Origin of the sequence: Candidatus Villigracilis proximus, from assembly GCF_016717045.1 — a bacterium.
GTDB lineage: Bacteria > Chloroflexota > Anaerolineae > Anaerolineales > Villigracilaceae > Villigracilis > Villigracilis proximus.
In genome coordinates this window covers 66,906-92,232 of sequence record NZ_JADJUO010000012.1, presented here as the reverse complement: position 1 = coordinate 92,232, position 25,327 = coordinate 66,906, and the positions used below count along the sequence as shown (strand labels likewise).

Below are 25,327 nucleotides of genomic sequence, written 5' to 3'. Positions count from 1 at the left end.
ATTTGACCATTGTCCTTCGGAGAAATTCACCATTGTGTATCTCGCTCAGAAACTTGGGCAAGCCGCTTCTGGCGGAAGGTCCCGCGGGCGTGGGAAAAACAGAGCTGGCAAAAGCAATTGCCGGCGCGACCGGCCGTGAGTTAATCCGCTTGCAATGCTATGAAGGGCTGGATGAGTCAAAGGCGTTGTATGAGTGGGAATATTCAAAGCAATTGCTTTACACGCAGTTATTGCGCGATAAATTGAATGACACTCTCGGCAAAGCCGAGTCTCTGGCAGAGGCGGCAGATAAACTGGCGAAAGAGGAAGATGTATTCTTCTCAAATCGTTTTCTGTTGCAACGTCCGCTGTTGAAGGCGATCTTGAGCGAAAAGCCGACGGTCTTATTGATCGACGAAATCGACCGTGCGGACGCGGAATTCGAAGCTTTCCTTTTAGAAATCTTGAGCGACTTTCAAGTCTCTGTGCCGGAGTTGGGGACATTAACTGCGGTACACAAACCATTTGTGATTCTTACATCTAACAATACACGTGAGTTATCCGAAGCATTGAAACGACGTTGTTTGTATTTATTTATTGATTACCCATCTTTGAGCGAAGAATTGGCAGTGGTGCGTTTGAAAGTGCCGGATTTGAATCCCAAGCTGGCGCAACAGGCCGTGGAATTCGTGCAGAAACTCCGCAAGGCAGACATGCGCAAGTCTCCATCCATCAGTGAGACCTTGGATTGGGCAAATGCGCTCGTGGCGCTGAACGCGTCTAATCTGGATAAGGATGTTTTGGAAGATACGCTTTCAGTGTTGTTGAAACACGAAGCGGACTTGCAAAAAGCGAAGCGACAGTTGAATGCTCCCCCACCGCAGCAGCCAAGACCAAGAAATAACAATGATGAGTTCGGAAGGTTTTCTGGAAATTAACCGCGAGAACGCAAAGGCAAGACTTTGGTGGCCTTTATGGTCGCCCTGTTTATGATCGTCCTGTTTATGGTCGCTGTTTTCAATGCAACAAAATGGGCAGGGACAAGCCCAGTCCATACGAGGTATACAAAATGGAATCGCGATCTTACAATTAATTGCAGCGTTGCGCTCCAGCGGTGTGCGCGTCTCTTTGGCAGAATCTGCTGAAGCATTTTCAGCCGTGGATCTGATGGGGATTCAAGACCGCGAAGAATTTCGGTTGTCGTTGCGCGCCACGTTAATCAAAGATCTGAAAGATATGCCGACGTTTGAGAAATTATTTCCGCTGTTCTTTGGGTCGGGGCAGCCGCCTGAGATGGGCGGAAATCCTTCCGATGAGATGACTCCTGAAGAAGCGCAGATGTGGGCCGAGGCGATGAGTCAATTTGCGGAGAATCTCCGTCAGCGGATGGAAAGGCTGATGAATGGCGAGCAGTTGTCCCGTGCGGAGCTTGAAGCGCTGGGTCAACTCGTCGGATTAAATCAGGCGGAGAATCTTAATTATCAAAATTGGATGTCACAGCGCATGATGCGTGCGATGGCGTTTCCTGAAGTGCAAAAGGCGATGAAGGAATTAATGGAGCAGCTCAAGCAAATGGGCATGAGCCGTGAGCGTGTGGAACAGATGCGACAGATGATCCAGCAGAATATGCGGGGCATACAAGAACAGATCGAGCAGTTCGCAGGCGAGCGCATTGCAGAAAATTTAAGCGAACAGCCGCGCGGTGAAAATATTGATAACTTGATGAACCGCCCGTTCGAGGCATTGTCTGATTCTGATAAACAACTTTTGCAGCGTGAAGTGAAGAAACTGGCCGCCGCGCTACGCACACGCATTGCGTTGCGGCAGAAGCGCGCCAAGAGCGGACAGATGGATGCGAAGGCCACCATCCGCGCGAGTTTGAAATACAACGGCGTGCCGATGGAAATTAAATTTCGCAACCGCATTCATAAGCCGAAGATCGTGGTCATCTGCGATGTGAGCACGTCGATGCGTTTTTGTTCGGAGTTGATGTTGAGTTTTCTTTTTGCATTGCAAGGACAAGTCCGCAAGACTCATGCCTTCGCGTTCATCGATCATCTCGAATCGATCTCGGAAGATTTCAGCGGCTCGAATGCAGACGAAGCCATTCAGTCTGTTTTGTGGCGTATGCCCAGCGGACATTACAACACAGACCTCGGCCACGCCTTAAGCAATTTCAACGATGAATATATGGATACTTTAAATAGCGGGACGACTCTCATCATCGTTGGGGATGGACGCAACAACTACAATGATCCACGCCTCGACATTTTCTCATGCATGTCCCGCCGATCCACGCGGACCATTTGGCTGAATCCTGAACCCGAGCATTTGTGGCACGGTGATAGTGACATGGCAAAATATAAACCGCTGTGCAACGAAGTATTGAAGGTCGGTAATTTGCGAGAGTTGGCGAATGCAGTGGATGATTTGATGACCTTTCTTAGTTAATTTGAACAATAGTGCTAATAGGTGATAAACCTGCTGGCACTATTATTTTAAAATACGCTAAAATTCAAAGGAGAAACAATATGAAATTCACAGCCAATTATGTCGAACCATACACCAACTCCATCACGGCCTCAGTGATGTTTGCCAACACCGAAGAAAACCCCGATGAGCCGACGTTCCTTTCCCTTCAACGTCCGATTGAATTTGAAGACAGCAACTACTATTTCGAGATCAACGACCAATCATACTCACGGTATGGGGGCTTGGAATTGGTGGAATTCTCACGAAGCGAGATCGTGGTGGTCCTGGAGCAAAGTTCAGTCGAAAAGTTTGACGGAAATGAAGATTTTAGAAAAATTCAAGTTCATTTCGAAATAAATGACGCTGCCTTTGCAGATATACTGTCTACCTTAAGGAACATTTTTGAGGGGCACGATATTTATCACGAAAAATAAAAAAACAGAAAAACAGGCTTTCGTTCGAAAGCCTGTTTTTTTAGACCTGCTCCCGTTCAAATTTACTTGACAAGGGAATGCAGCACCTACATAATCAACAAAGTAATTCCCAAACCTATTCTCAGAATTCCTGCATTGGAGACAAACATGACAACCAAAAAATTCAACTGGGGCATTCTCGGCCCGGGCCGTATTGCACATGAGTTCGCAAAGGGTCTGCAAGTGATCGATGATGCAAATTTGTATGCAGTGGCAAGCTCAAAAATTGAGCGCGCGCAAGAATTCGCAGATCAATATGGCGGCGCGAAGATTTATAACTCATACGAGGCACTGGTCAACGACCCGGAAGTGGACGGAGTCTATATTGCCACTCCGCACCGTTTTCATTTTGAAAATGCCATGCTGTGTCTGAACGTGGGCAAACCTGTTTTGTGCGAAAAGCCGCTGACGGTTAACGCGGCGGAAACAAGGGAGTTGATCAAAGCTTCACGTGAGAAAAAAATCTTCCTGATGGAAGCCCTATGGACGCGTTTTCTGCCGATCTATAGTGTTATCCGCGGTTGGCTGGATGAAAAAGCCATTGGTGATATTAGTCTCATGGTCGGCACCTTTGGCTTCAATGCACCCAAGGAAAAAGATGACCGTTGGCAGAATCCCGAATTGGCTGGCGGCACCCTGCTGGATATGGGAATTTATCCCATCGCCGTATCGCAATGGGTCATGCGGTCACAGCCAAAATCATTTGTTGCCATGGCACAGATCGGCAAAACCGGCGTGGACGAATTAACTACCTTTTCACTCAAGTATGAAAATAATGTCATTTCGCAATCCCATAGCAGTTTTCTCAGCAACCATGTCAACGACTTTTTGATCTATGGCAGTAAGGGACAGATCCGCATTCATCCGCACTTCTGGGGAACGACCAAAGCCACACTGACAGTCAACGATCAGGAATTAACCGTTTCAAGGCCGTTACGCGCTGGCGGATTTGAATATCAAACCGAGGAAGCCATGCGCTGTATCCGCGCCGGGCTGCTGGAAAGCCCGGGCATGAGTCACGCCGATACGCTGGCGAATATGGAATTAATGGATTCGATCCGCGCTGAGATCGGGCTTAAGTATCCATTTGAACCATAGCTTGATGACTGCACTTTTTAATTGTATGATTACATTGGTTTTGAAAAAATCCCCAAGAATTACGGAAGGACATCATGGCGAAAATCCTGATCATAGATGACGATATACAGATCGTCATGTTGTTAAAAAAATTCCTTACCTCCGCAGGACATCAAGCGGCTGGATTAAGCGACAGTTCAAAAGCAATGGAGGCCGCCAATTCGCTCCGCCCCGACCTCTTCATTCTTGACTTGATGATGCCCCAGCCTGATGGATTTAAACTTTGCAAGATGTTACGCGCGGACCCGGGGTTTTCCAAATCTCCAATTTTGATCATCACCGCCATGGATATCAGCAACAGTGACGCAACGATTTTCGGGGCGAACGGCTATCTCGCGAAACCCTTTAATTTTGACGAACTCGTTGCGACCATCGATAATCTGCTCGACACAGAGATCCAATAAAACCTTCTCTACGGTTATCTTTTACAGGCGCATTAGTTTAATTCCATTTAGGTCGCAATTGTCAACTACAAAGGTATAATAATAGTCCGTATTCAATAAAATTTATACAGGCAGAAAAAAAACAATGGCAAAAATCTTAATAATCGACGATGATCTGCAAACTACGAAATTACTTGAGGGGATTGTGTCACTGGACGGCCATAAAGCAACTGCTGTAAATAATAGCGCTCATGCGATTGAAGCGGCAAATGCAAGCAATCCAGACCTTGTATTGCTTGATATTATGATGCCGGGCATAAATGGGATCCAACTATGTAAAATGTTTCAGTCGACTCCCGAGCTTAAACATATCCCGATCATCATTGTTTCCGCACTGGATGATATTGGCAGTAAAAAAGATGCATTCAATGCCGGCGCAAAGGATTTCCTGACAAAACCTGTCCGTCCGAAAGAACTTTCAAATAAAATAAGCGCCTTGATTGAAGAAAACAACGGACAAACAGACAATTAAAGGATAGCCAGACCTGCTTGCAAATTATCCTACATGGTTTTCGCATCTTTCTCAGCCTTTTTATTTTTTTGTGCTGCAAACCTTTTGTATACAGATTTGACAGACGCCTTGCACACAGATACACGCATTTTTCCCTTTTTCTGTGATAATTCGTTAAATCTGTAACATCCGCGTACAGAAAGAGCAGCCATTAAATCGTCTCACAATTTCCCCGTCTCAAAGAGTATAATATTAATCACAAGCGATATTTTCTGCATCAACTTATATTTTTTACAATTTCACTGAAATAATCAGGAAAATATGATGACAAAAATCTTGATCGTAGACGACGACAGACAAGCCACCACCCTGCTCGAAAAGGTTCTTTCCTCAGTGGGGTACGAAACCGCTGCTGTAAACGACAGCACCCAGGCCATTCACACCGCGCTGATGCTTAGCCCGGACCTGATCGTACTCGACCTGATGATGCCCGACCCCGATGGGTTTAAAGTATGCAGAATGCTGCGCGAACTCCCGAAATTTACACTTACACCGATCATTATCGTGACCGCGCTGGATGACAGCGACAGCAAAATCGTGGCCTTCGGCGCCGGCGCAGATGACTATCTCACAAAACCATTCCACATTGACGAACTTACTCAAAGAGTAAAAGACCTGCTCGATAGAGAAAAGTAATGCTTCAGCCTGGTTTACGGTAAACTTGGCGAATGTCAGTTTCTCCTGCTTACACAAAAACATTCATAATATCTCATAACGTAATTGACGAAAATGGCCACGTGAACAACGTGGCCTATGTGCAATGGATGCAGGACATTGCCGTGGAGCATTACGCATCCATTGGCGGAATTCAAGCACAGGGACCCAACTCTACCTGGGTGATCCGCGAGCATCGTATTGAATATTTGCTTCCTGCATTTGAAGGCCAGGAAGTGGAAGTCTGTACCTGGGTGGAAAATATTCGCAAGGTCAGGTCTTTGCGGAAATATGAATTCGTCAGAAAAGCAGACGGCAGGTTACTGGTCAGGGGTGAATCGGACTGGGTCTTTGTGGATATTAACACGGGAAGCCCGCAAGCCATACCAGAGAAAGTTAGTCAAATCTTTTCATCTCAGGAGTTGAAATGAAATTCACATCCCACAAATTTGTTCGTATCATTTTTACATTGATCATCCTGATCTCGTCACAGCTCGCATGCCAAACACTAACAGCTCCCGCAGCAACAGAATCTGTTCCGACAGCACAACTGGATATATCCGCTTCACCAACTGTCTCTGCTGATTTAAGTGACGAAGAAATCAAAGCAGGCATACAATCTTCGCTTGATACATACGCACAAGCCTATAATGAAAATAACCCCGATCTGCTCGAACAGGTGGTTGATCAGGAAAACAAACCCTTTCGGCGTATTGTCCGCAGCCGGTTTGATGAGTATCAAATTTCCTCACAGGCAGGCGGAGGCACGTTTTCCTATACTTTGAACAGCATTGACAAACGTGAGCTTGAATATGTCATCGCTCACTTTACAACGGCAGGCGGTTATAAAGCAGATTGGCCTTTCCGCCTCCTGAATGACCGCTGGGTCATCACTGAGCCAACCGTGGAGCAGGTCGGCGAACCGGTCATCACTGACACTGAACACTTCACATTTACAACATATCCCTGGGCAGACGATGTCAACCAGCAGATCATGGATATGATGGAAATTGCGCGCACAAATTCGGAGGCCGTATTAGGACAGGCGCCAACTGAAAAAGCCAACGTTAAGATCATACCTATTTATGGATTAAGTCCCTACAACCCCATGAATGCCATCGCCTTATATAACTAAAACGGCGGAGCGGCTGAAAACATAATTGAAATATATGCGCCGTCATCTTTTGCTTATGGATACTACAACCCCGATGTTGGCTGGGATGGTGAACTTCAGAAAACATTAACACATGAATATACTCACATGGCGCACGCACGAGTTTTCAACAACGCGGGCAGATTATCAGATTGGATGTCTGAAGGGCTGGCGGAATATGCAGCGGGAGCAGATGAGAATCTTTACTGGGCTTGTGATGCTGTCCGCTCTGGAACTTTCATTCCAATTCTTGATGAGCGCGACACCATTTACAAACAGGATCTAATGCACATGTACTCGCTTGAGCGTGACTTTGCCTTGAGTTATAGTTTCGCACATTCACTGGTCACATTTACTGTTGAGAACTACGGCGGACTGGACGGTTTTTGGAAACTTGCAAATAAACTTGATGAAACAAGTGATTTCAAAAAAGCCGTGGAAAACGCATTTGGGATCAGTTATGAAGAATACAATCAAAAATGGCAGGAATGGCTAAAGCAGCAGTGCTGATCTATGTCAGCAGTTTCTCGTAGACCTTCCCCAACTTCTTCTGCGACTCGTGCCACGTAAATTTACTTAATACACGCTCGGCAGCAGATTCTGCCAAACGTTTCGACAAGTCAAAATCATTCAATAAAGTTAATACCTGCCGCGCCAGATCATCAGGGTCATTGGGCGAAAATAAAAGCGCGTCCATATCTTCGCGTACCAACTCACGCACGATGGGCATATTCGAAGCTAACAGCGGACGTCCCGCCGCCATGTATTCCAGCACTTTGATCGGGCAGGCGCCTTGAGTCACATTGCGATCATTTAATCCAAGTGGAGCGACGCATATATCTGAGTCTGCGATCAGTGCGGGAATTTCATGATGTGGAATTGCCGGCTGGACAGTCACGCTTCCTTCGACCCCCAGCTTGCGGATTTGCTTCGATAGAATTTTTCTTTGCCTTGAGCGTCCCCGCCCCACAATATGGAGTCGCGCAGCTCGCTGTTCAAGTATCTTGGGTAACGCCTTAATGACAATATCCAATCCCTGCCAATCGGCGAGAGTCCCGATGTATAGTAAAACAGGTACACGGTCATCACGCATGGGCAGCGGACTTGGAGAAAAATCCGAAGCGCTGACTCCGTTTGGGATGACAGTCACCAACTTGCGGTTAAGTCCGAGCGAAGCAATATAGTCGCGAGTCACATTTGAGGGGCAGATGATCGCGTCGCTTAAGTGCAGAGTCGCAATCTCCTGTTCCTTGATCTTTGAAACCAATTCTGAATCAAGCCCGGGGTAATGATACTTAAGCTCAATGGATGGGAGTCCATTCACTTCAAAAAGGGTTTTGTACCCAAAGCGTTTTTTATTCTGCGCAATGTGCAAACCGTCCCAAATATTTCGGTAGTGAACCACATCATACTGAGGATGCAAGGATAGATGCGAAAGGACGGCCTTTCCAAAATGAGTTGCGCGGGCGAGAAAATTTTGAGTGAGGTCCTGGGTAATGCGAGTGACCTGCGCGCCTTCAATAGTATCTTCGGTGGGTAGAAGTCCGTCGTTAGGAGTGATAAGATGGACGCCATAGTTCCTATTGACCAACCCGCGAATGTTGTGCAAAATATGTGTGGACGCGCCCTTTGGGCTTGGTACAATATCGAAGGCAGTATAGAGTATGTTTGTCATTGACCTGAATTATATCGCTTGTCTCTTAAGCTGCTGAATTTTTACTGGAAAATTTTACGCTACCCTGCAAGACCCCGGAGGAATGTATGCCATTTTTATGTATCGGCGGTGTGCTGATTCTGCTTTTGTTCTTTTATCTATTAAACACTGCACGTAAAAAGACAGCGCCGGTCAGCAAGACGGGCAAAAAAGATTACACCCCTGTTTATGTTTCGATCGCAGACAAACCTGATTCGATCATGCGCGGCATGGATAAATTTGTAAGAGAGGTGCAAAAAACCGAATCCGCGGGCGATAAGTGGCGCTGGGCTCCGATGATCATATTTTTGGCCGGCGTGGGCATGGTGGCAATCGATGCCGTACTGCTTATATTTGGGTATGCTTCCTCGTTTTTTCAGGCGGCGCTATATTATTGTGGATCGCGGCTTTTATCATGGCGCGCAGTTTACGCAAAAGCGACTCATTTGATTTTTCTCCGCGCTACAAAGGCACCAAGGAAATTCTACACACACTGCGTGATGATCTTAAACCAGACACCACCTTTCTTGGTCATCTCGATCTGACAGGTGCTATGCTCAAGACAAAGGTGGCGCGTGAAACCAAAGATACGCGCGACCGCACCACACAATATTTCCGTGATGAATGGCTTTCACTAAAGGCGAAATTATTCGATGGGAATGTCCTGCGTGTTTCAGCTATTCAAAAATCAAAGAATCGAAAATCCTATTGGAAGCGCAGCAGCATCAGCGGAAAAATGAAAATGAAACCTGAAAAATTTAAGGGAACCGAACACGATCTGAAAGTGCGCATCGTGGTCAACCCGGATGCCTATCAGATCGTTTCCAATCAGGAATTCAGACAGGGCGCAAGTGTAGGCAAGTACACCATTTCGCAATTAAGCACAGAAGGCGGCATTATCAATGTCGTTGCCAGTTCTCCATTTGAAGAAGTGGAGCAGGCGCAGATCCTTAACTTTTTAAAATCCACCTATTCTCTTTTACAACGGAAGGCAGCTTAAATGAGTCGCAAAATTATCCCCTTTATCGTCGCGTTCGTGCTCGCTTGTTTGGTAATGGTTGTGTCAGGCGTATTCGCTTTTAGCGGCGCGGTCACAGCTCAAAAATTTGGCAGTGACGTCGCGTGGGTCCAACCGTATTACACGGCTGAAAGCATGAAAGTCATTGACCTAAATGGTGACGGTCAGGATGAGTTGTTTATTCAAAACACCAGCGACATCAGCACATATGATGCGAGCGGCAATCGTGTTTGGAACTTCTCCTACGGCACACCCAAAACCACACTCGGTGACGTAAACGGCGACAATGTCGAAGACATCATTGTCTTTTATGCAGGTCTCGGCATGTCTGTGGATACGATCATTAACGGTCAACAGTCCACACTGGCAGATAACCTGCCCATTGGGACGCCTGCGCGCAACGTCTTAATCCGCTTCTCTTCTGCCCCTCAAATTGTGCTGGGCGATTCTAGCGGCAGTCTCCTGTCCCTTAAAATGGATGGGAATACCGCATGGCAAAATACCTTTTCCAGTGAAGAAATTCGTGGTCTGGATGATGCGAAGATCAGCGGTGAGACTTATCTCGCAGCGGCCTCACACGATGGGACAGTCTCTGTGCTGAATGAAAACGGAGGCATTGTCTGGCAGGTAAATCAAGAGCAGCTGCGCCGCATGCGCGCCTTCGATCTAAACGCAGACGGCAACAGCGAGATCATCACCGGCGGCGAATACGGCGCTTTCTTCATCTACAGCGCAGTGGATGGCAGCGTGCTGTTCAATAAATCCCTTGGGCAGGCAGTCAGCGAAGTGCGCGAAGTGGAATTAAACGGCGATCCTTCATCACGCGAGATCATTGTCGGCGGGAAAGACGGCGGTGTGTGGGCATTCTCATTCAATGGCACAACTGCCACACAATTATGGACTGCATCGCTATCTGATAAAGTAACAGAGATCGCAGGTATCGATATCAATGAAGACGGCAAGGAAGAAGCCGTGCTTGGTGATGAACTGGGTAACGTAGCAATCTTCACCGAAACCGGCTCACGCAATAATCTACCCAAACACTCCAGCGGTATTACCCGCATTGACATTGGTAAACTGGGCAATGAGCGCTACGTTGTCGTTGCGGACGGCAGTGAGATACAGGTTAATAAAGTTAACTTCAACTCCATCCCGGGTTTTCAATATACGCCGTTGATCGTAGGCTTGATCGTCTCGGCTATTATTCTAATCATCGCGGCAATTCTGGCATCCATTCCGCCCAAACCTGAGTTGAAACTTTCCCTACAGGATAACAGCAGGGAATCACTTGAAGCCCAGCGCCGCATGTTGAAAGAGTCAATTGCAGACGTGGAACGTTTGCGCAAATCCGGCGAAGTCACCGGAGATGCGTATCTGACGCGGCTGAAACGTCTGCGCGGCGATCTGGCTGAAAATGAAACAGCGTACAAAACCGCAGGATATCCGATCAAGGTCGAGACCTTCCAATGCCCCAAGTGCGGCGGCACCCTCGAACTCGGCATGGACAAGTGTGAATACTGCGGACAGGCGATCCTTACTTAATTAAATAAAAAGTGAGAGGTAAATTTTTTACCTCTCACTTTTTATTTTCCTGCTTTTTGCTTTTCACACATTACTCGTCGTCTTCCACTCTCCACTCAGTCATTTTATTAAGCAAGGCCACCTCGTCGTCGTTGAGTTTCACTTTCAAGGCGCCGAGGTTTTCATTTAACTGGTCAATGGATGTTGCGCCGATGATCGGGCTGGTAATCACAGAGTCGGCCAGCATCCACGCCAGCGCAATTTGTGAGATCGTGGCTGCATGACGTAAAGCAATCACTTCCATTTCGTCGATCAAGGCAAAGTTCTTATCGGTCATGGCGCGCTTGCGGCCTTCGGCACGTTTGCTTTCCGGCAGGGATTCATTTTTACGATATTTGCCGGTTAAGAATCCACCCGCCAGCGGACTATACGGAATGACCGCGATCTCATATGTTTTACAAACTGCATGTAATTCACGCTCAAATTCATCACGATGAATCAGGTTGTAATGCGGCTGGAGAGAATCATAACGCGCAAAATTATATTTATCTGATGTCCACAGGGCTTGCATCAACTCCCATGCCGCATAGTTGGAAGCGCCGACATAACGCACCTTTCCCTGTTTGACCAGGTCATCAAAGGCGCGCAGGGTCTCTTCAAACGAGGTATCGTCATCTGTCCAGTGGGATTGATATAGATCAAGATAATCTGTCTGCAAGCGGCGTAAAGATGCCTCAACTGCGTTGATAATATGCACACGGCTCAAGCCCTGGTCGTTGGATCCCTTGCCCATTTCACCGCGCACCTTGGTGGCAAGCACGATCTGGTCGCGCGGAATTTTATTCTTCTTCATCCAGTTGCCAATATATGTTTCAGAAACGCCGCCCGGATTTCCTTCGACCCATTTGGAATAAATATCAGCAGTGTCAATAAAATTAATCCCCGTGTCAACTGTTGCAGAGAGAATACGGTGCGTATCTGTTTCGTTCAACGACCAGCCAAATTGCATTGTTCCCATGCACAACGGGGATACTTTCAGCCCGGTTCTGCCAAGTTTTCTGTAATCCATTTAAGCCTCCATTTTCATAATTACAAATAAAAAGCGGATGCCAAGTCAGGCATCCGCTTTTTATAAAAACTATTTACTGCACCGAAAATTCAACAGTGGTATTCAAAACGCCGTTGAAATAAACTTCAACTTTATAAGTGCCTACAGGCCAGCCGTCTGTGGGAGGCTCAAAATAAAAATTAACGCTGTACGCAAGCTGATCTTCATCCAATACTAATTCCACTTCGTCGATCACAAAACCGGCATCATAGCCTTCGACACTCGATACCATCCACTTGGAGGAAACCACGTTTCCTTTTAATCCATTGGACACATCGCTCACGACATAAATCGTATCGGTCGCCGAGAAAACAGAAGACAACTGGGTTCCATCTGCGTCCAACGCAGTGCGGACATTGCTCAGGGTAGGCTCGCCAGCGGCGCAGGCCAGGGTTGAAGCAATAAGAGCAAGCAGCGCAAGCAAGATCGAAAATTTCTTATTCATATATAACTCTCCACTATTTTGATATTCCGGGCAAGTAAACCTCACCAAGTAATGAAATTATATCTACTCCATAAAATTAAGCAAGTAGATAAGCGTTTTCGGCCATGGCTGTAGCAAAGTCAAAAAAACCTTAACGCGAATTTCGCGAAAAAGCGAACACTTGCGCCGCACGCCAGTGCAGGTGTGACGCGAATTTTTTATTGAGTGCCGCGAAAACTTGCTCAATTCGCACTTTTCGAGTTGAGCCGTTGAGACTACCCCATAAAACCAAGAGTCTGTCAACGGGCTTTGCAATAACCATATGTTTTCGGCCACGGCTTTCTCAAAGTCAAAAGACTTTTAACGCGTCAACCTGCTTGAATACATGCCTGCCCTGGCGGTCAACTGGTGTCGCCGTACCCTGCACAAAGTCCCGATTGAAGCGGAATTATATTTGGTCAGCGTTGCCAGGTCACAAAATGTCTGCTATGCAGTGAATCTTAGTAAACGGGTCAACATCCACAGAAATTATGTCTGCTGAAGGTTCTATGTGGCGGCATCTGTTTGATAGAATTTTGTCGTGCATCGGCCATTTTGAATATTAAGATTAGATTAGAAGATGCATACCCGCTTGACTTTGCGAGACGAGATATTGTATAGTAATCAGCAGTCATAAATGAAAAGGCACCGCCTACAGGCTGTGCCTTTTGTTTGGCAAAAACCCATTTTATTAAATCTTATTGCAAGGAGAGGCAATGATCAAAGTTAGTGGTCTCACAAAGGACTACGGCGCGCGCCGCGCCATTCACAACCTGAGCTTCGATGCCCAGCAAGGTGAGATCGTAGGCTTTCTCGGCCCAAACGGCGCTGGGAAAACCACAACCATGCGCATCCTGACCGGTTACATGCCGCCTACAGATGGCGAAGCGATCGTGGCTGGCTATGATGTGGTGGAAGAATCGCTTGAGGTTCGTAAACGTGTAGGGTATCTGCCTGAAACCGTGCCGCTGTATACAGACATGGTTGTTTTTGATTATTTGAAGTTTATGGGTGACCTGCGCAGAATCCCGAATGTGGAAGACCGTGTAGATGAAGTATTGGATCGAGTTGGCTTGAGCGATCGCGCCAATGGATATATCGGTAACCTTTCAAAGGGTATGCGCCAGCGTGTTGGGCTTGCCCAGGCATTGATGCACAGACCCGAAGTGTTGATCCTTGATGAGCCCACGATTGGCCTTGACCCAGGCCAGGTTGTGGAAGTCCGTGAGTTGATCCGCGAGATCGGCAAGGAACGCACTGTATTACTTTCAACCCATCTTTTGAACGAAGCCCAAAATATCTGCGACCGTGTACTTATTATCAATAAAGGCAAGATCGTCGCGGAAGATACGACTGAGAATCTACAGGCTCGTCTGATCGGTGCGGAACGTGTCATGCTGCGTGTACGCGGTGAAGCCGATGAACTTGCGAAAACCGTCAAACTGGTTAAAGGTGTACAAGGTGTGGAAACCAAGGAAGATGGCTCTGTTGAATTTGAGTTTGCCTCCGGCAAGGATGTTCGTCCCGAGGTTGCCAAGCAGGTCATTAAATCAGGCTACGATCTGATCGAATTACGCCCGCTCGGTATGAGCCTTGAGGAAATCTTCCTCGAACTCACTGGCTCCGACTCCAAAAAGAAATAAGAGGAACTCATGAGAAATATTTGGACTATCGCAAAACGCGAATACGATAATTACTTTAGCAGTCCGCTGGCGTATGTCATCGGATTTGTGATCCTGCTGATCCTTGGCGTTTATTTTTCAGCCATCATGTTCTTCAGCTCAGGACAGGCCCTGTATGGCGGCCCCGCCCCCACCAATGAACAGATCACTTGGTGGTTTTCATTTCTTCTCACGATTTCCATTCCGATCCTAACCATGCGCTTGATCTCAGATGAAGCCCGCATGGGCACGCTCGAACTAATGCTCACTGCGCCAGTACGAGATATTGAACTGGTGGTCGGCAAATGGTTGGGTGCTTTCCTGTATGTACTAACACTGACAGCCGTGACTCTGGTCTACCCGATCATTATGGACAATTTTATTTCCCCCGGGCTTGACTGGCGCGTAGTGCTTTCATCGTATCTCGGGCTTATGCTTTTCGCCAGCACATTGATCGCGCTCGGCGTGGGCATTTCAGCCATTTTCACCAATCAATTCGCCGCATTCTTCATTACCTTTGGCCTGTTCATATTCCTGACTTTTTTCATAGGCATTCCGGCCAGCTTACTGCAAAAAGGCGGAGAGTTTTTCGACTATCTTAGTTTTAGCACACACTTCTTCAACTCCATGAATCGTGGAACCATAAATCTTGGAGATATTGTTTATTTTCTAAGTCTGACTGCGCTGGGCCTGTTCACCGGCTCCACCGCAATTGAAATTCGGAGATGGCGCTAATGGCTCCAAAAAATAAGAAAAATCCAAACGCGAAATACGCCGTTATCGGCCTGATCGTTGCCCTGATCGCCTGTGTTTCAACCGGCCTGATCGGTGTCGTTAAAGGAATGGCCGCAGCAGAAATGTTCACTCCCGAAAATCCAGATACGATCAATCTGGCATTGCAGATCAGTGCAGCCCTCACTTTAATTGGACTTCTGGCATACGCGCTTTTGATGCCTGACACGATCCGCCGTTTCCTTTCCGGACGCCAGGCACGCTACGGTTCCAATTCGCTGATCATCACCCTGGCATTTCTCGGCATCATTATCGTAGTTAATGTGCTTGCCTTTCAAAATCCGGGTTTTCTCGGCGCCCCATGGGATATGACCGAAGACCAAACGAACACGCTTGCTCCTGAAACTCTGAAAACCCTCGCAACTCTGCCGGACAAAGTCACAGCCATTGCATTCTATACCACAAGCCTTGACCCCAGCAGTGCAGAAGAATTACTGTTGAAATTCAAGACCAACAGCAATGGCAAATTTGACTATCGCTTTGTAAACCCAGACCTCGACCCAGTCGCTGCGCGTGAAGCAGGCGTCACCGGCGACGGAAAGATATTGCTGCAAATGGGCGAAACAAAAGAGATCGCATCCTTTGCCAGTGAAAGCGAACTGACCATAACCATCATCCGCCTGATCAGCCCTGAAGCACGCACAGTGTACTTCCTGCAAGGACATGGCGAGCCTCCACTCGAATCAGGTGAAATCAGTTTCTCGGTTGCAAAAAGAACACTTGAATCAAAGAATTACACGGTCAACACACTCGATTTGATCTCCACCAACAGCATCCCTGAAGATGCGCTTGCCATCATCATTGCCGGGCCAATGAAACCCGTCAGCAGCGGAGAGGTTGCCCTGCTCAAAAAATATGTCGATGCAGGCGGCGCGCTGGTCGTGATGGAAGACCCATTGATCTCCACTGAGTTTGGTGCCACCCCTGACCCTCTCGCAAAATATTTAACTTCCGACTGGGGCATCACGCTGAATGACGATGTAGTCATCGATCTGGTGAACACACAGAACCCATTCCAGGCGGTCTCATCGCAATACAATGACCATCCTATTACACAAAACCTGACCGAAAATTACATTGTGATCCTCCCGCAAGCGCGAAGTATCAGCATTGGCGAGCCAAAGGAAAACATTGTCCAAACCGGCATCATCATGACCACAGAAAATTCGTGGGGTGAAACGGAACTTGTCGCGGAGGAAACACCCGCTTTCTCGGAAAGCGACATCCCCGGACCATTAAATCTGGCTGTGGCTGGCGAAAACACTGCCACAAAAGGACGCGTAATCGTCTTTGGTAATTCCATTTTTGCCACCGATGAAATCTTCGATGCATACGGCAACGGCAACATGTTCATCAACTCAGTAGACTGGGCAGCCGAACAGGAAAACCTGATCAACATCAATCCGCCCCAGCCAATTACACGCACTCTCCAGCCGGTCGAAAACTGGCAGCTCGTTCTCATGGTGATCCTGACGATCTTTGTCCTCCCCGGACTCGCAGTATTCTTTGGCGTCTCTTCGTGGCTCTCGCGCCGAAGGAAGGGGCTAAACCATGGCAGGCAAAACAACATCTACAAAAAACACCAGCCCGCGCCGCCGCGCCTGCAAAGGCAGCAAAGACAAAAGTAAAAGCAATTGCAACACGCAAAGAGTCATCGATCATAAAACAAGAGCGGCCTCTCTTCCGCGCTGGCACATGGATCACCATCCTTGTCCTGGCTGTATTGATCGGCTTCACCTTTTATATTAATCGCGAGCAGGATCCGGCTACCCTCGTTGTTGATGAAACTCCGGTAAGCGCACCTGTTGTCATGTTTGCGGCAACAGAGGGCATTCCTGCGAGCATTGAAGTCAAACCTGCTGAAGGCGGCGAAACCGTCAGAATTGCACGTAACTCAGAAAATGTCTGGGCGGTGGAACTGCCTATTGAAGCAGAAGCAAATCAGGGACTGGCTGAAGCGGCCGCGAGTCAAATATCCGCCTTACGAATTCTGAGTCCAATAGAAAATGGAAAACCCGGTATCTTTGGTCTGGAAAATCCCGCCTTCACGATCACAATTGTATTTGACGGCGGCAAAACACATACGCTTGAAATTGGAGACAGCACACCAACCAACAGCGGCTACTATGTGCGCATTGATAAAGATCAAATGGCGATCACAGACTTAAGCGGAATCGACTCACTATTGCAGCTCGGATTTTTTCCGCCCTATTTGAATACTCCAACGCCCACCCCGCTTCCAGCGACCGAGACGCCTGTTCCTGCTACTGAAGCAGAGTCTACGCCCGAAGTGCCCGTAACCCCAACGCCCTAAAAGGTGATTTCAATTACGGCTGTCTGGACGAATATTCAGACAGCCGTAATACAACAGCATTGCAAAGCATCTGAAAAGTGGCAAAGTATTGCTTTTGATGTTAAAAAAGTGTATTCTGATTTTGCATTGTGTTTATAAAAAATTCTTGAAAGTTGGATGTATTAATGGATGTAGAGAAAATTTTGATTGTTGACGACGAAGAAGAATTCCCTGCTATAGCGCGGCTGATAGAACTTGGCCGCCAAAATCATATGTAACACTTGATGACATTTTGCACTTCTTCCCTGAAGCAGAGCAGGATGTGGAACAACTCGAAGAAGCATTTTCGGCGCTCTTAAGCGCGGGCATTCCTTTCATGGAAGACCCGGTCATGCCCGAACCAACAGAAGATGAATTGGTTGCGGTGGAAGAAAGCGGCGAAGCAGAACCCGAAGCGCCTGATCTTTCACTCGATGATTATCTGGCAAACATTGACACCGATGACACGATTGGCTTGTACCTCAAAGAGGTCAGCCGTGTGCCGCTGTTGACAGCTGTGGAAGAAGTGCAATTGGCCCAGCGCATTGAACGCGGACGTACCGCCCGTGAAGAACTCGCGCATGGCAACGTTGCCCCTAAACGTAGAATGGAACTTCGTCAGGCCATTGAAGATGGCTGGGCCGGACGTGAACATCTCATCACTGCCAACTCACGCCTTGTGATCTCGGTTGCCAAAAAATATATGGGACGCGGCGTACCTTTCCTGGATTTGATTCAGGAAGGCAATATTGGTCTGTTCCGTGCGGTAGATAAATTTGATTATCATCGCGGCTATAAATTCTCAACCTACGCCACCTGGTGGATTCGTCAGGCAGTGACGCGCGCCATCGCCGATCAGGGACGCACCATCCGTGTGCCGGTACACATGGGAGACCAGATCAACAAACTCCTGCGTGTGCAACATCAACTCACACAACGCCTTGGCCGTGAGCCCAGCGTGGACGAGTTAGCCGTTGCGCTGGATGTGCCGCCCAAAAAAGTTGAAAATATGATTCAGGTGGCGCGCCGTCCGCTTTCACTGGAAACACCCACAGATGACGAAGAAGATTCTGTGCTCGGCGACTTCATTGAAGACGATGAGGCTCCACCACCCGATGAAACCGCCACCTATAACCTATTGCGTGAACACCTCGGCGAAGTGTTAAACGGCTTGCCGCCGCGCGAAGTCCGTATTTTGCAATTGCGTTACGGCCTGCTCGATGGACAAGCCTACACCCTCGAAGAAGTAGGCCGCAAGATGGGCGTCACACGTGAACGTGTGAGACAGATCGAAGCACAAGCCCTAAGCCGCCTACGCCACCCGTCTATTCGCAGAAAATTACGCGATTATTTAGGCGAATAAATAAAAGATAAAACAGCCTCTGATGAAATATCAGGGGCTGTTTTTCTGCTACAATTGCGCAACTTCTTTTTAAGTCCACTTCATTTAGAGCGAAAAAACGGGCGATCAAATATGAAAACCACACCACGTATCACCATCGTAATGCCCTGCCTGAACGAAGCAGAAACCCTGGAAATATGCATAAAAAAAGCACGACATTTTTTCGCGGCTGAAAAGATCATCGGCGAAATCATTGTCGCAGACAATGGCAGTACAGACGGCTCACAGGAAATCGCCGAACGCGCAGGAGCGCGGGTGATTCACGTAAGTCAAAAAGGATATGGAAGCGCGTTAATGGGCGGATTTGAAGCGGCACAAAGTGATTACATCATCATGGGGGATGCAGATGATAGCTATGATTTTTCCAATTTGCAGGATTTTATCAACACGCTAGACGAAGGCTGTGACCTCGTGATGGGAAATCGATTCAAGGGCGGAATTATGCGCGGTGCGATGCCTTTTCTCCATCGCTATCTGGGCAACCCTGTGTTGAGCGGCATCGCGCGGCTATTTTTCAAAAGTGACATCGGAGATTTCCACTGCGGATTGCGCGCCTTCAGAAAAGATGCAATATTGAAACTCAATCTGCAAACCACCGGCATGGAGTTTGCCAGCGAGATGATCGTAAAAGCCACCATGCGCGGCTTGAAAATAAAGGAAGTTGCTACTATTTTATATCCCGATGGACGCACACGTCCGCCGCATCTCCGCACCTGGACGGATGGCTGGAGGCACTTAAGATTTTTGCTGCTTTACAGCCCGCGTTGGCTATTCTTTTACCCGGGCATCGTACTGACCGTACTGGGCATTCTCCTCTCGGCGTTCCTGCTTGGCGGGCCAAGGCACATTGGAAGAATCACCCTGGATATCAATACCCTGATGTATGCCGCGTTCCTGATCATTCTGGGAGTTCAAGCCGTTCTTTTCTCCCTTTTCACTTATGTCTTTGGCGTCAACGCAAATCTATTGCCAAAAGATGATCTAACAGATAAATTCGTAAAAAATATCGGTCTGGAAAAAGGCATTGTGATCAGTTTGGGTATGATCCTGCTCGGATTCGTCAGCTCGGTTGGAGCGCTAATTTACTGGGGTGAAAATCTTTTCGGTAATATTGATCCGACATTCTCCATGCGGCTTGTTATTCCAGGCGCAGTGCTATTTACGCTGGGGTTTCAAACATTCTTTGCCAGTTTCTTTTTGAGCATATTAAATACCAGACTTAAATAACGAGAATCCACATGAAATCAAACCTCCCTCTACGACTCCTGCCAAGGCTGCAGGATATTTTCTTTATTTCGATTTTTTAGCAGTCCTTCTGCTGGGACAACGAATGCTCAATCTGGACGGTGATTTTCCGCGTCATCTCTGAACCGGGAAATACAGCCTTGAAAACCAAACTGTCCCCACCACTGAGTTATTCATCCATCCTTATTTAAATCAACACAGTGTTTCACATGCTTCTGAGTGGCTTTCGGATTTAATTCTTTATGTGACCTATTTATACACGGGTCTGGCTGGCGTTATTGCACTTTCCGCGCTCTTGATCGCATCCACATTTACCCTGATCTACAGCAATTTATCAACAAGGGTAAACCTCCGCATTCCAGTATTGATCATCGTAGCCTGGGGCGCATTTGCAACATCCATAAACTGGGTCACACGACCCCATTTAATGTCCATGCTTTTACTGGCGATCTGGCTTATCTGGTCAGATGATCTGCGGCGCGGCAAAAAAATTCCACTCTGGAGGTTCCCGGTCTTAATGTTATTGTGGAGCAATTTGCATGGTGAATTTATCGCCGGGATCCTCGTCCTGCTCGCATACTCTGTCGGTTGGACAATGGATTACCTGCTCGACCGCACAAGCACAACTTCTGACATCGGAAAGAACATCTGGCTGGCGTTGATATTATCTGCCTTGGCAAGTTTATTAAATCCCGGCGGCGTCGGACCATGGGTTGGCATATTAGGCTTTGTAAACAATCAATACTTAATGTCACGCATGCTGGAAGCCAACACACCCAACTTTCAAACGCCCGAAATGCGCATACTTTTAGGACTGCTTGTCATTTCCATTTTCTTGCTAGCCATCAAAAAAGAAAAACTATCCGCAGCACAAGGGTTGCTGCTGGCAGGCTTCAGCGCCATGAGCTTGATCGCCGTCCGCAACATTCACCTATACGGCATAGTCGCTCCATTTGTATTGGCTGAAACTCTTTCTGAAACAAAGAAGATCCGTCTCGTAGAAAGACTCGAACTGACACTTCAAAACGTGGAACGCAGGATCACAGGAATATTATGGCCTGTAACCGCCACGGTCATTTTGAGCACCTTCGTAATCACCAACAGTTTTGCACAGATCTTCTATCAATTTACTCAGCCCATGTTTCCAGTTCAAGCAGTTGAATGGCTGAAAAAAAATCCGCAACAAGGAAAAATGTATAACGATCTAAACTGGGGCGGCTATATAGCATTCCATCTATGGCCGGAGCAATTAACTTTCATCGACAGCATGGCAGATGTCACGGGAGAGGTCACCATGCAATATGAAATCATACTCACACTGACAGATGGCTGGCAGGAAATTTTTGAACAGCACAACATTGAATGGACGATCATAGAAAGCAACTCCCCACTGGCGCTAACCTTGGAAAACGACCAGCAATGGCGAGTTGTATACGAAGACGACACAGCCGTCATTTTACACAAGTAAAATAGCACAAGCAAAAACTCGATCATGATGTACTCTTTACTGCAAAACAAAAAAACAAAACTTATCTTTATTCTAGCCCTTGCCTTAATCATCCGGCTTGCCGGGATTGCCTCGCGGCCCATTTGGTACGATGAGGCATTTTCCATTCTGCTGGCTGAACAGGGACCGACCGCAATTCTCAATGGCACACTTGCCGCAGATGCCGATTCCTCCGCCGCGGAAGAACATCCACCCGCATATTACTTCATGCTCTGGGGCTGGATCCATTTTTGGTAATTCGCTTGTTTCGGTTCGGATAGCTTTCCGTTATTCTTTCACTCGGAATCGTATTATGTATCCATCAAATTGCGAATCATTTATTTGGCCCGCCCACTGCGCTTACAGCCGCGCTGCTTTCGGCCATCCTCCCTTTTCAAATTCACTATGGGCAGGAAGTCCGCATGTATGTTTTTCTAACCTTCTGGCTTTCTCTCGCAACATTGACCTTTCTCAAACGCCAGTGGATTCCATTCAGCATCGCAGCCGCACTCGCACAATATACTCACAACCTCGCTGCATTTTATTTAATCCCGCTTGCCCTCACCCCGATCTTTCAACGCGACTGGAAAACGCTTCGCTCATTAACCGCAGCCGGATTCGCCGCACTGATCATTTACTCCCCGTGGCTGACTCAACTTCCCGCACAGCTTTCAAAAGTCACATCCAGTTTTTGGATCGAAAAACCGGGACTTGAAAAAATCTTTACACTCTTCCTGCTTTACCTCCCACACCTGCCGCTCCCAAATAATCTACTCCTGCCCGGATTGCTGCTCGCAACATTAACCATCGCACTTGCATCCTTTCAGACGTATCGCATGCCGAAAGAAAAAAGCGGACTTTGGCTCGCTTATCTTTCATTCACGCCGCCATTATTACTCTGGCTTGCATCGCAAATTTCGCCCCTATATGTAGAGCGAGCCTTATTACCATCCCATGCAATTTTCTGTATCTGGCTCGCCTGGGCATTCACAAAAACCAAATGCCCTGCTCCAATTCAAGTCTTTGCCTTCGCATTAATTTTTATCTCTGCCGGAATTGGATTCTCGCAACATGTCATCTATAAGGGTTTCCCATACGCACCATACCCGGCTCTGCATCAAAGCCTCACAGACAGACTAAAACAAGGCGACATTATCGTTCATTCGAGTAAACTCACCTACCTGCCATCATTTTATTTCAACCGCAGCCTGCCTCAATTCTTCATCATCGATCCACCAGGAAGTTCCACCGACACACTTTCTCCTGCCACACGAAACATATTACATTTGGAATATCAAAAAGACATTGAAACTGCCGCTACAAGCGCCTCAAGAGTATGGTACATCATCTTCAAGCAATCCATCGACGAATTCACAGCGCAAGGGTTTCAGTCCCATCCAGACATCGAATATTTAAATGATCACTTTACGCTCGCATCAACAGAAATATTGGACGACATCAGGCTTTATCTCTATCTCAGAAAAGAACCTTAACTAATCAGCGTAATCAGTGCCCTTCGATTCCATAAATCATAAATAAACATAACACGCCCCAAATTTAATAATGGGATGCTGACGAACGCGGATGGACGCGGAACAGGACAAAAAATCCGCATTTTCAGCGTTTCGCTTTGCGTGCGTCCCATTTTCTCTTAAAAACAAACTCACCCGCGAAACCTTAATTTCGGGGTGAGTCATGTTACACAAAAAACAAAATGCTAAAATGATCGCTACACAACCGCATCGATCATAATTGCCAAAAAGATAAACGCCAGATACATGCTCGACCAACGGTACATTGTCCAGGCGACCTTGTTTCCACCCACTTTGAAAACACGCCACGCCGCATAAAGCAGGAAACCACCAAGCACCAAAGCGGATATCAAATAGACCGTCCCGGCCAAATTAAAGATCGGAAGCAATAAAGTGACTGCGATCAGCTCAATCGTATACACCAGAATGTGCCTGCGTGTTCTTTCTTCGCCATGCACAACCGGCATCATCGGCACACCCGCCTTTTCATAATCCTTCATGCGCACAATCGCCAAAGCCCAGAAATGAGGCGGCGTCCACATGAAAACGATCGCAAAAAGAATCCACGCCGCCAGCCCCAAATGACCAGTCGCAGCCGCCCACCCTACCATCGGCGGAATAGCACCCGCCCCGCCGCCGATCACAATATTCTGTACAGTAGCCTTCTTAAGCATCACACTATAAAAAATAACATAGTAGAAAATACCCGCGAGTGAAAGCAAAGCCGCGAGCAAATTCACAAAACCCGCCATCACATAATAACTGATCAAAGAAAGCGCCAACCCATAGGACAACCCTTCAGCGGCGGTCAAACGCCCGTCTGCCAACGGACGCTTCGCAGTACGCTGCATGTTCTTATCCAACTCACGGTCAATATACTGATTCAAAGCGCTGGAACCAGCCGCCGCAAACGTGCCGCCCAGCAAGGTCCAAAACGTAAGCTCAGCAGACGGCCAGGCCTGACTGCCTGCCACCAAACCGCTATAGGTTGTAACCAAAAGCAAAACCACGATCAATGGTTTTGATAAAACAAAGAAATCCTTCATACGCTGACGGAAATCCAGCTTCACAACCTCAGTTGCATCCTTTGCCAGCACGCCAGAAGCAAAAACCAGCACGCTTAATGAAATCCATAATGCAATGGCAGTCATCGTATGCAACACCACCAAATGTAACGGATAATTGCGCGTCACTTCAATTGCACCAATAAACGCCTGGCCTAAAAATAAAACGCCGGTCACAGTGGTTAATGGTAAAAGCAAATTTTGGTCACGCTGTTCGCGCCACGCCTTGCGCCACACCAGTACCATAAAAATGGAAGACACACCCACCAACGCAAGATGTGCGAGTTTTAAATAGCCCAAAGGTTCGGTTGGCACACACACAGGCCAGCCAACACAATATGCCCACGCACCTGTCACAGTGACAATACGCCCAACAATTGTTAAAAGTAAAACCATTGCAAATAGTGCCAATATCAAACGAGAAAAAGAAGATTTGAGAGAATACTTCATGTCTATTCCTGTTTTTTTAAATAAAAGGGATAACCGACAAACAAGATCGTCGCGAACGTGAACCATTGTAAAGCATAACCAAAATGTGAACCTTCTGTTAATTCAACAACCGGCTGATATGCAATCGGCGGCTCAACATCTGTTTCATCAACATTTGGTTGAATATACACAGGCAAAAGCGGATAAGGATTCTGCTTTGAGATGTTCGCCACATCCAGATTATTCCACACGAGAAGAGATTGCCCTGTCTCAGGCAGCGCATCCGCGACTCCGCCGAAAGCTGGTTTGCCCGACCCAAGCCTGATCTGTCCTGTGAGCGTTACCTGCCCCGCTTCGTCATACTTGCGCCAATCAGCAGGCGATGCATTTCCGTCAGCGGGGATCCAGCCGCGGTCCACCAGAACAGATGTCTCGTTGAAAAGAAGCGGAGTAATGAGATGATATCCGTATTGGTCGCTGTAATATTGATTCCGCAAGGCGGTCTGATTCTCAAAATCATATTCGCCAGTGACCGTCACCGCGCGCCATTCCATGGAAGCAATATCAACGGGTATATCTTGATTCAAATCCAACATATCCGCAGCGCGCATGGATTCGACCTGGGCATTGAATGCACGGCGTAGTTCAAGACGATCCAACTGCCAGATGCCAAGTCGTATACAAATTGCTGTTCCTGTAAAAACAAGTAAAGTGGCGATCAACCATCCACGGCCAAACATTTTTTTTAAAATCATCTTT

General features: G+C 47.4%; 27 protein-coding genes. 22 read left to right on the top strand and 5 right to left on the bottom strand.

The features are described 5' to 3' along the window. The first annotated feature begins 32 nt into the window (after nucleotides 1–32). The 10 genes from IPL71_RS15000 to IPL71_RS14955 all read left to right on the top strand — a co-directional run bounded on the left by IPL71_RS15000 (nucleotide 33) and on the right by IPL71_RS14955 (nucleotide 7,332). Complete coding sequence (locus IPL71_RS15000; RefSeq protein ID WP_345322961.1) at nucleotides 33–917, top strand: AAA family ATPase; 885 nt, start codon at nucleotides 33–35, stop codon at nucleotides 915–917. A gap of 82 nt (nucleotides 918–999) precedes the next feature. Next, the gene (locus IPL71_RS14995) at nucleotides 1,000–2,430 is read left to right on the top strand and encodes a vWA domain-containing protein (RefSeq protein WP_345322959.1); all 1,431 of its coding nucleotides are present in this window, start codon (nucleotides 1,000–1,002) and stop codon (nucleotides 2,428–2,430) included. Between the two features lie 80 nt (nucleotides 2,431–2,510). After that, nucleotides 2,511–2,885 carry an Imm10 family immunity protein gene (locus IPL71_RS14990; RefSeq protein ID WP_345322957.1) on the top strand — a complete coding sequence of 125 codons (375 nt, stop codon included), beginning with the start codon at nucleotides 2,511–2,513 and terminating at the stop codon, nucleotides 2,883–2,885. A gap of 147 nt (nucleotides 2,886–3,032) precedes the next feature. Further along, nucleotides 3,033–4,022, top strand: a complete 990-nt coding sequence (locus IPL71_RS14985) for a Gfo/Idh/MocA family protein (protein WP_345322954.1) — start codon at nucleotides 3,033–3,035, stop codon at nucleotides 4,020–4,022. 74 nt (nucleotides 4,023–4,096) lie between these two features. Further along, nucleotides 4,097–4,465 carry a response regulator transcription factor gene (locus IPL71_RS14980; protein ID WP_345322953.1) on the top strand — a complete coding sequence of 123 codons (369 nt, stop codon included), beginning with the start codon at nucleotides 4,097–4,099 and terminating at the stop codon, nucleotides 4,463–4,465. A 124-nt stretch (nucleotides 4,466–4,589) separates the two neighbouring features. Beyond that, on the top strand, nucleotides 4,590–4,976 hold the full coding sequence (locus IPL71_RS14975; protein WP_345322951.1) for a response regulator: 387 nt from the start codon (nucleotides 4,590–4,592) through the stop codon (nucleotides 4,974–4,976). Nucleotides 4,977–5,276: 300 nt separating this feature from the next. Continuing rightward, nucleotides 5,277–5,651, top strand: a complete 375-nt coding sequence (locus IPL71_RS14970; RefSeq protein WP_345322949.1) for a response regulator transcription factor — start codon at nucleotides 5,277–5,279, stop codon at nucleotides 5,649–5,651. A gap of 32 nt (nucleotides 5,652–5,683) precedes the next feature. Continuing rightward, complete coding sequence (locus IPL71_RS14965; RefSeq protein ID WP_345322947.1) at nucleotides 5,684–6,100, top strand: acyl-CoA thioesterase; 417 nt, start codon at nucleotides 5,684–5,686, stop codon at nucleotides 6,098–6,100. After that, on the top strand, nucleotides 6,097–6,804 hold the full coding sequence (locus IPL71_RS14960) for a hypothetical protein (protein ID WP_345322945.1): 708 nt from the start codon (nucleotides 6,097–6,099) through the stop codon (nucleotides 6,802–6,804). Before IPL71_RS14965 ends, IPL71_RS14960 begins: the two co-directional genes overlap by 4 nt. 21 nt (nucleotides 6,805–6,825) lie before the next feature. Next, nucleotides 6,826–7,332 carry a peptidase MA family metallohydrolase gene (locus IPL71_RS14955; RefSeq protein WP_345323148.1) on the top strand — a complete coding sequence of 169 codons (507 nt, stop codon included), beginning with the start codon at nucleotides 6,826–6,828 and terminating at the stop codon, nucleotides 7,330–7,332. 1 nt (nucleotide 7,333) lies between these two features. On the opposite strand, the gene IPL71_RS14950 is transcribed toward IPL71_RS14955, so the two are convergent. Continuing rightward, on the bottom strand, nucleotides 7,334–8,497 hold the full coding sequence (locus IPL71_RS14950) for a glycosyltransferase family 4 protein (RefSeq protein WP_345322943.1): 1,164 nt from the start codon (nucleotides 8,495–8,497) through the stop codon (nucleotides 7,334–7,336). Nucleotides 8,498–8,583: 86 nt separating this feature from the next. On the opposite strand from IPL71_RS14950, the gene IPL71_RS14945 reads away from it, so the two are divergent. Genes IPL71_RS14945 through IPL71_RS14935 form a run of 3 tightly spaced genes read left to right on the top strand, consistent with a single transcriptional unit; the run spans nucleotide 8,584 to nucleotide 11,075 of the window. Next, nucleotides 8,584–9,060 carry a hypothetical protein gene (locus IPL71_RS14945; RefSeq protein ID WP_345322941.1) on the top strand — a complete coding sequence of 159 codons (477 nt, stop codon included), beginning with the start codon at nucleotides 8,584–8,586 and terminating at the stop codon, nucleotides 9,058–9,060. Between the two features lie 8 nt (nucleotides 9,061–9,068). Continuing rightward, nucleotides 9,069–9,515: a hypothetical protein gene (locus tag IPL71_RS14940; RefSeq protein ID WP_345322939.1), complete on the top strand. Its 447-nt coding sequence runs from the start codon at nucleotides 9,069–9,071 to the stop codon at nucleotides 9,513–9,515. Next, on the top strand, nucleotides 9,516–11,075 hold the full coding sequence (locus IPL71_RS14935; protein WP_345322937.1) for an outer membrane protein assembly factor BamB family protein: 1,560 nt from the start codon (nucleotides 9,516–9,518) through the stop codon (nucleotides 11,073–11,075). A 70-nt stretch (nucleotides 11,076–11,145) separates the two neighbouring features. On the opposite strand, the gene IPL71_RS14930 is transcribed toward IPL71_RS14935, so the two are convergent. After that, entirely contained in the window at nucleotides 11,146–12,123 is a 978-nt protein-coding gene (locus tag IPL71_RS14930) for an aldo/keto reductase (RefSeq protein ID WP_345322935.1), read from the bottom strand. A gap of 73 nt (nucleotides 12,124–12,196) precedes the next feature. Then, nucleotides 12,197–12,607, bottom strand: a complete 411-nt coding sequence (locus IPL71_RS14925) for a hypothetical protein (RefSeq protein WP_345322933.1) — start codon at nucleotides 12,605–12,607, stop codon at nucleotides 12,197–12,199. A gap of 734 nt (nucleotides 12,608–13,341) precedes the next feature. Here IPL71_RS14925 and IPL71_RS14920 point away from each other — a divergent pair. The 9 genes from IPL71_RS14920 (at nucleotide 13,342) to IPL71_RS14880 (ending at nucleotide 23,036) form a co-directional block, all read left to right on the top strand. Beyond that, nucleotides 13,342–14,268, top strand: a complete 927-nt coding sequence (locus tag IPL71_RS14920) for an ABC transporter ATP-binding protein (protein ID WP_345322931.1) — start codon at nucleotides 13,342–13,344, stop codon at nucleotides 14,266–14,268. Nucleotides 14,269–14,277: 9 nt separating this feature from the next. After that, nucleotides 14,278–15,021 (top strand): ABC transporter permease, encoded by a 744-nt coding sequence (locus IPL71_RS14915; RefSeq protein WP_345322929.1) that lies wholly within the window; start codon nucleotides 14,278–14,280, stop codon nucleotides 15,019–15,021. Beyond that, nucleotides 15,021–16,706, top strand: coding sequence for a GldG family protein (locus IPL71_RS14910; RefSeq protein ID WP_345322927.1), 1,686 nt, complete (start codon nucleotides 15,021–15,023; stop codon nucleotides 16,704–16,706). Before IPL71_RS14915 ends, IPL71_RS14910 begins: the two co-directional genes overlap by 1 nt. Then, on the top strand, nucleotides 16,598–17,392 hold the full coding sequence (locus IPL71_RS14905; RefSeq protein WP_345322925.1) for a DUF4340 domain-containing protein: 795 nt from the start codon (nucleotides 16,598–16,600) through the stop codon (nucleotides 17,390–17,392). The genes IPL71_RS14910 and IPL71_RS14905 overlap by 109 nt, the downstream gene beginning before the upstream one ends. A gap of 271 nt (nucleotides 17,393–17,663) precedes the next feature. Continuing rightward, a complete protein-coding gene (locus IPL71_RS14900) occupies nucleotides 17,664–18,773 on the top strand; it encodes a sigma-70 family RNA polymerase sigma factor (protein WP_345322924.1) in 1,110 nt (369 codons plus the stop codon). A gap of 111 nt (nucleotides 18,774–18,884) precedes the next feature. Beyond that, a complete protein-coding gene (locus tag IPL71_RS14895) occupies nucleotides 18,885–20,039 on the top strand; it encodes a glycosyltransferase family 2 protein (RefSeq protein WP_345322922.1) in 1,155 nt (384 codons plus the stop codon). Nucleotides 20,040–20,301: 262 nt separating this feature from the next. Then, the gene (locus IPL71_RS14890; RefSeq protein WP_345322920.1) at nucleotides 20,302–21,525 is read left to right on the top strand and encodes a hypothetical protein; all 1,224 of its coding nucleotides are present in this window, start codon (nucleotides 20,302–20,304) and stop codon (nucleotides 21,523–21,525) included. 24 nt (nucleotides 21,526–21,549) lie between these two features. Beyond that, nucleotides 21,550–21,801 (top strand): hypothetical protein, encoded by a 252-nt coding sequence (locus IPL71_RS14885; RefSeq protein WP_345322918.1) that lies wholly within the window; start codon nucleotides 21,550–21,552, stop codon nucleotides 21,799–21,801. 164 nt (nucleotides 21,802–21,965) lie between these two features. Next, nucleotides 21,966–23,036, top strand: coding sequence for a glycosyltransferase family protein (locus tag IPL71_RS14880; protein ID WP_514130791.1), 1,071 nt, complete (start codon nucleotides 21,966–21,968; stop codon nucleotides 23,034–23,036). Nucleotides 23,037–23,272: 236 nt separating this feature from the next. Here IPL71_RS14880 and IPL71_RS14875 read toward each other — a convergent pair whose 3' ends face one another. Continuing rightward, nucleotides 23,273–24,589: a heme o synthase gene (locus IPL71_RS14875; protein WP_345322917.1), complete on the bottom strand. Its 1,317-nt coding sequence runs from the start codon at nucleotides 24,587–24,589 to the stop codon at nucleotides 23,273–23,275. Between the two features lie 2 nt (nucleotides 24,590–24,591). Beyond that, nucleotides 24,592–25,323, bottom strand: coding sequence for an SURF1 family protein (locus IPL71_RS14870; protein WP_345322915.1), 732 nt, complete (start codon nucleotides 25,321–25,323; stop codon nucleotides 24,592–24,594). Nucleotides 25,324–25,327 lie beyond the last annotated feature (4 nt).

Bases quoted from the DNA above. Each gene is read 5' to 3' on its own strand.
- IPL71_RS14950 (WP_345322943.1), bottom strand. From the start codon at position 8,497: ATGACAAACATACTCTATACTGCCTTCGATATTGTACCAAGCCCAAAG.
- IPL71_RS14930 (WP_345322935.1), bottom strand. From the start codon at position 12,123: ATGGATTACAGAAAACTTGGCAGAACCGGGCTGAAAGTATCCCCGTTG.
- IPL71_RS14925 (WP_345322933.1), bottom strand. From the start codon at position 12,607: ATGAATAAGAAATTTTCGATCTTGCTTGCGCTGCTTGCTCTTATTGCT.
- IPL71_RS14960 (WP_345322945.1), top strand. From the start codon at position 6,097: ATGAAATTCACATCCCACAAATTTGTTCGTATCATTTTTACATTGATC.
- IPL71_RS14885 (WP_345322918.1), top strand. From the start codon at position 21,550: ATGATGTACTCTTTACTGCAAAACAAAAAAACAAAACTTATCTTTATT.
- IPL71_RS14985 (WP_345322954.1), top strand. From the start codon at position 3,033: ATGACAACCAAAAAATTCAACTGGGGCATTCTCGGCCCGGGCCGTATT.
- IPL71_RS14990 (WP_345322957.1), top strand. From the start codon at position 2,511: ATGAAATTCACAGCCAATTATGTCGAACCATACACCAACTCCATCACG.
- IPL71_RS14940 (WP_345322939.1), top strand. From the start codon at position 9,069: ATGCTCAAGACAAAGGTGGCGCGTGAAACCAAAGATACGCGCGACCGC.
- IPL71_RS14980 (WP_345322953.1), top strand. From the start codon at position 4,097: ATGGCGAAAATCCTGATCATAGATGACGATATACAGATCGTCATGTTG.
- IPL71_RS14995 (WP_345322959.1), top strand. From the start codon at position 1,000: ATGCAACAAAATGGGCAGGGACAAGCCCAGTCCATACGAGGTATACAA.
- IPL71_RS14910 (WP_345322927.1), top strand. From the start codon at position 15,021: ATGGCTCCAAAAAATAAGAAAAATCCAAACGCGAAATACGCCGTTATC.
- IPL71_RS14965 (WP_345322947.1), top strand. From the start codon at position 5,684: ATGTCAGTTTCTCCTGCTTACACAAAAACATTCATAATATCTCATAAC.
- IPL71_RS14895 (WP_345322922.1), top strand. From the start codon at position 18,885: ATGAAAACCACACCACGTATCACCATCGTAATGCCCTGCCTGAACGAA.
- IPL71_RS14970 (WP_345322949.1), top strand. From the start codon at position 5,277: ATGATGACAAAAATCTTGATCGTAGACGACGACAGACAAGCCACCACC.
- IPL71_RS14920 (WP_345322931.1), top strand. From the start codon at position 13,342: ATGATCAAAGTTAGTGGTCTCACAAAGGACTACGGCGCGCGCCGCGCC.
- IPL71_RS14945 (WP_345322941.1), top strand. From the start codon at position 8,584: ATGCCATTTTTATGTATCGGCGGTGTGCTGATTCTGCTTTTGTTCTTT.
- IPL71_RS14935 (WP_345322937.1), top strand. From the start codon at position 9,516: ATGAGTCGCAAAATTATCCCCTTTATCGTCGCGTTCGTGCTCGCTTGT.
- IPL71_RS14880 (WP_514130791.1), top strand. From the start codon at position 21,966: ATGTATGTTTTTCTAACCTTCTGGCTTTCTCTCGCAACATTGACCTTT.
- IPL71_RS14915 (WP_345322929.1), top strand. From the start codon at position 14,278: ATGAGAAATATTTGGACTATCGCAAAACGCGAATACGATAATTACTTT.
- IPL71_RS14870 (WP_345322915.1), bottom strand. From the start codon at position 25,323: ATGATTTTAAAAAAAATGTTTGGCCGTGGATGGTTGATCGCCACTTTA.
- IPL71_RS14975 (WP_345322951.1), top strand. From the start codon at position 4,590: ATGGCAAAAATCTTAATAATCGACGATGATCTGCAAACTACGAAATTA.
- IPL71_RS14875 (WP_345322917.1), bottom strand. From the start codon at position 24,589: ATGAAGTATTCTCTCAAATCTTCTTTTTCTCGTTTGATATTGGCACTA.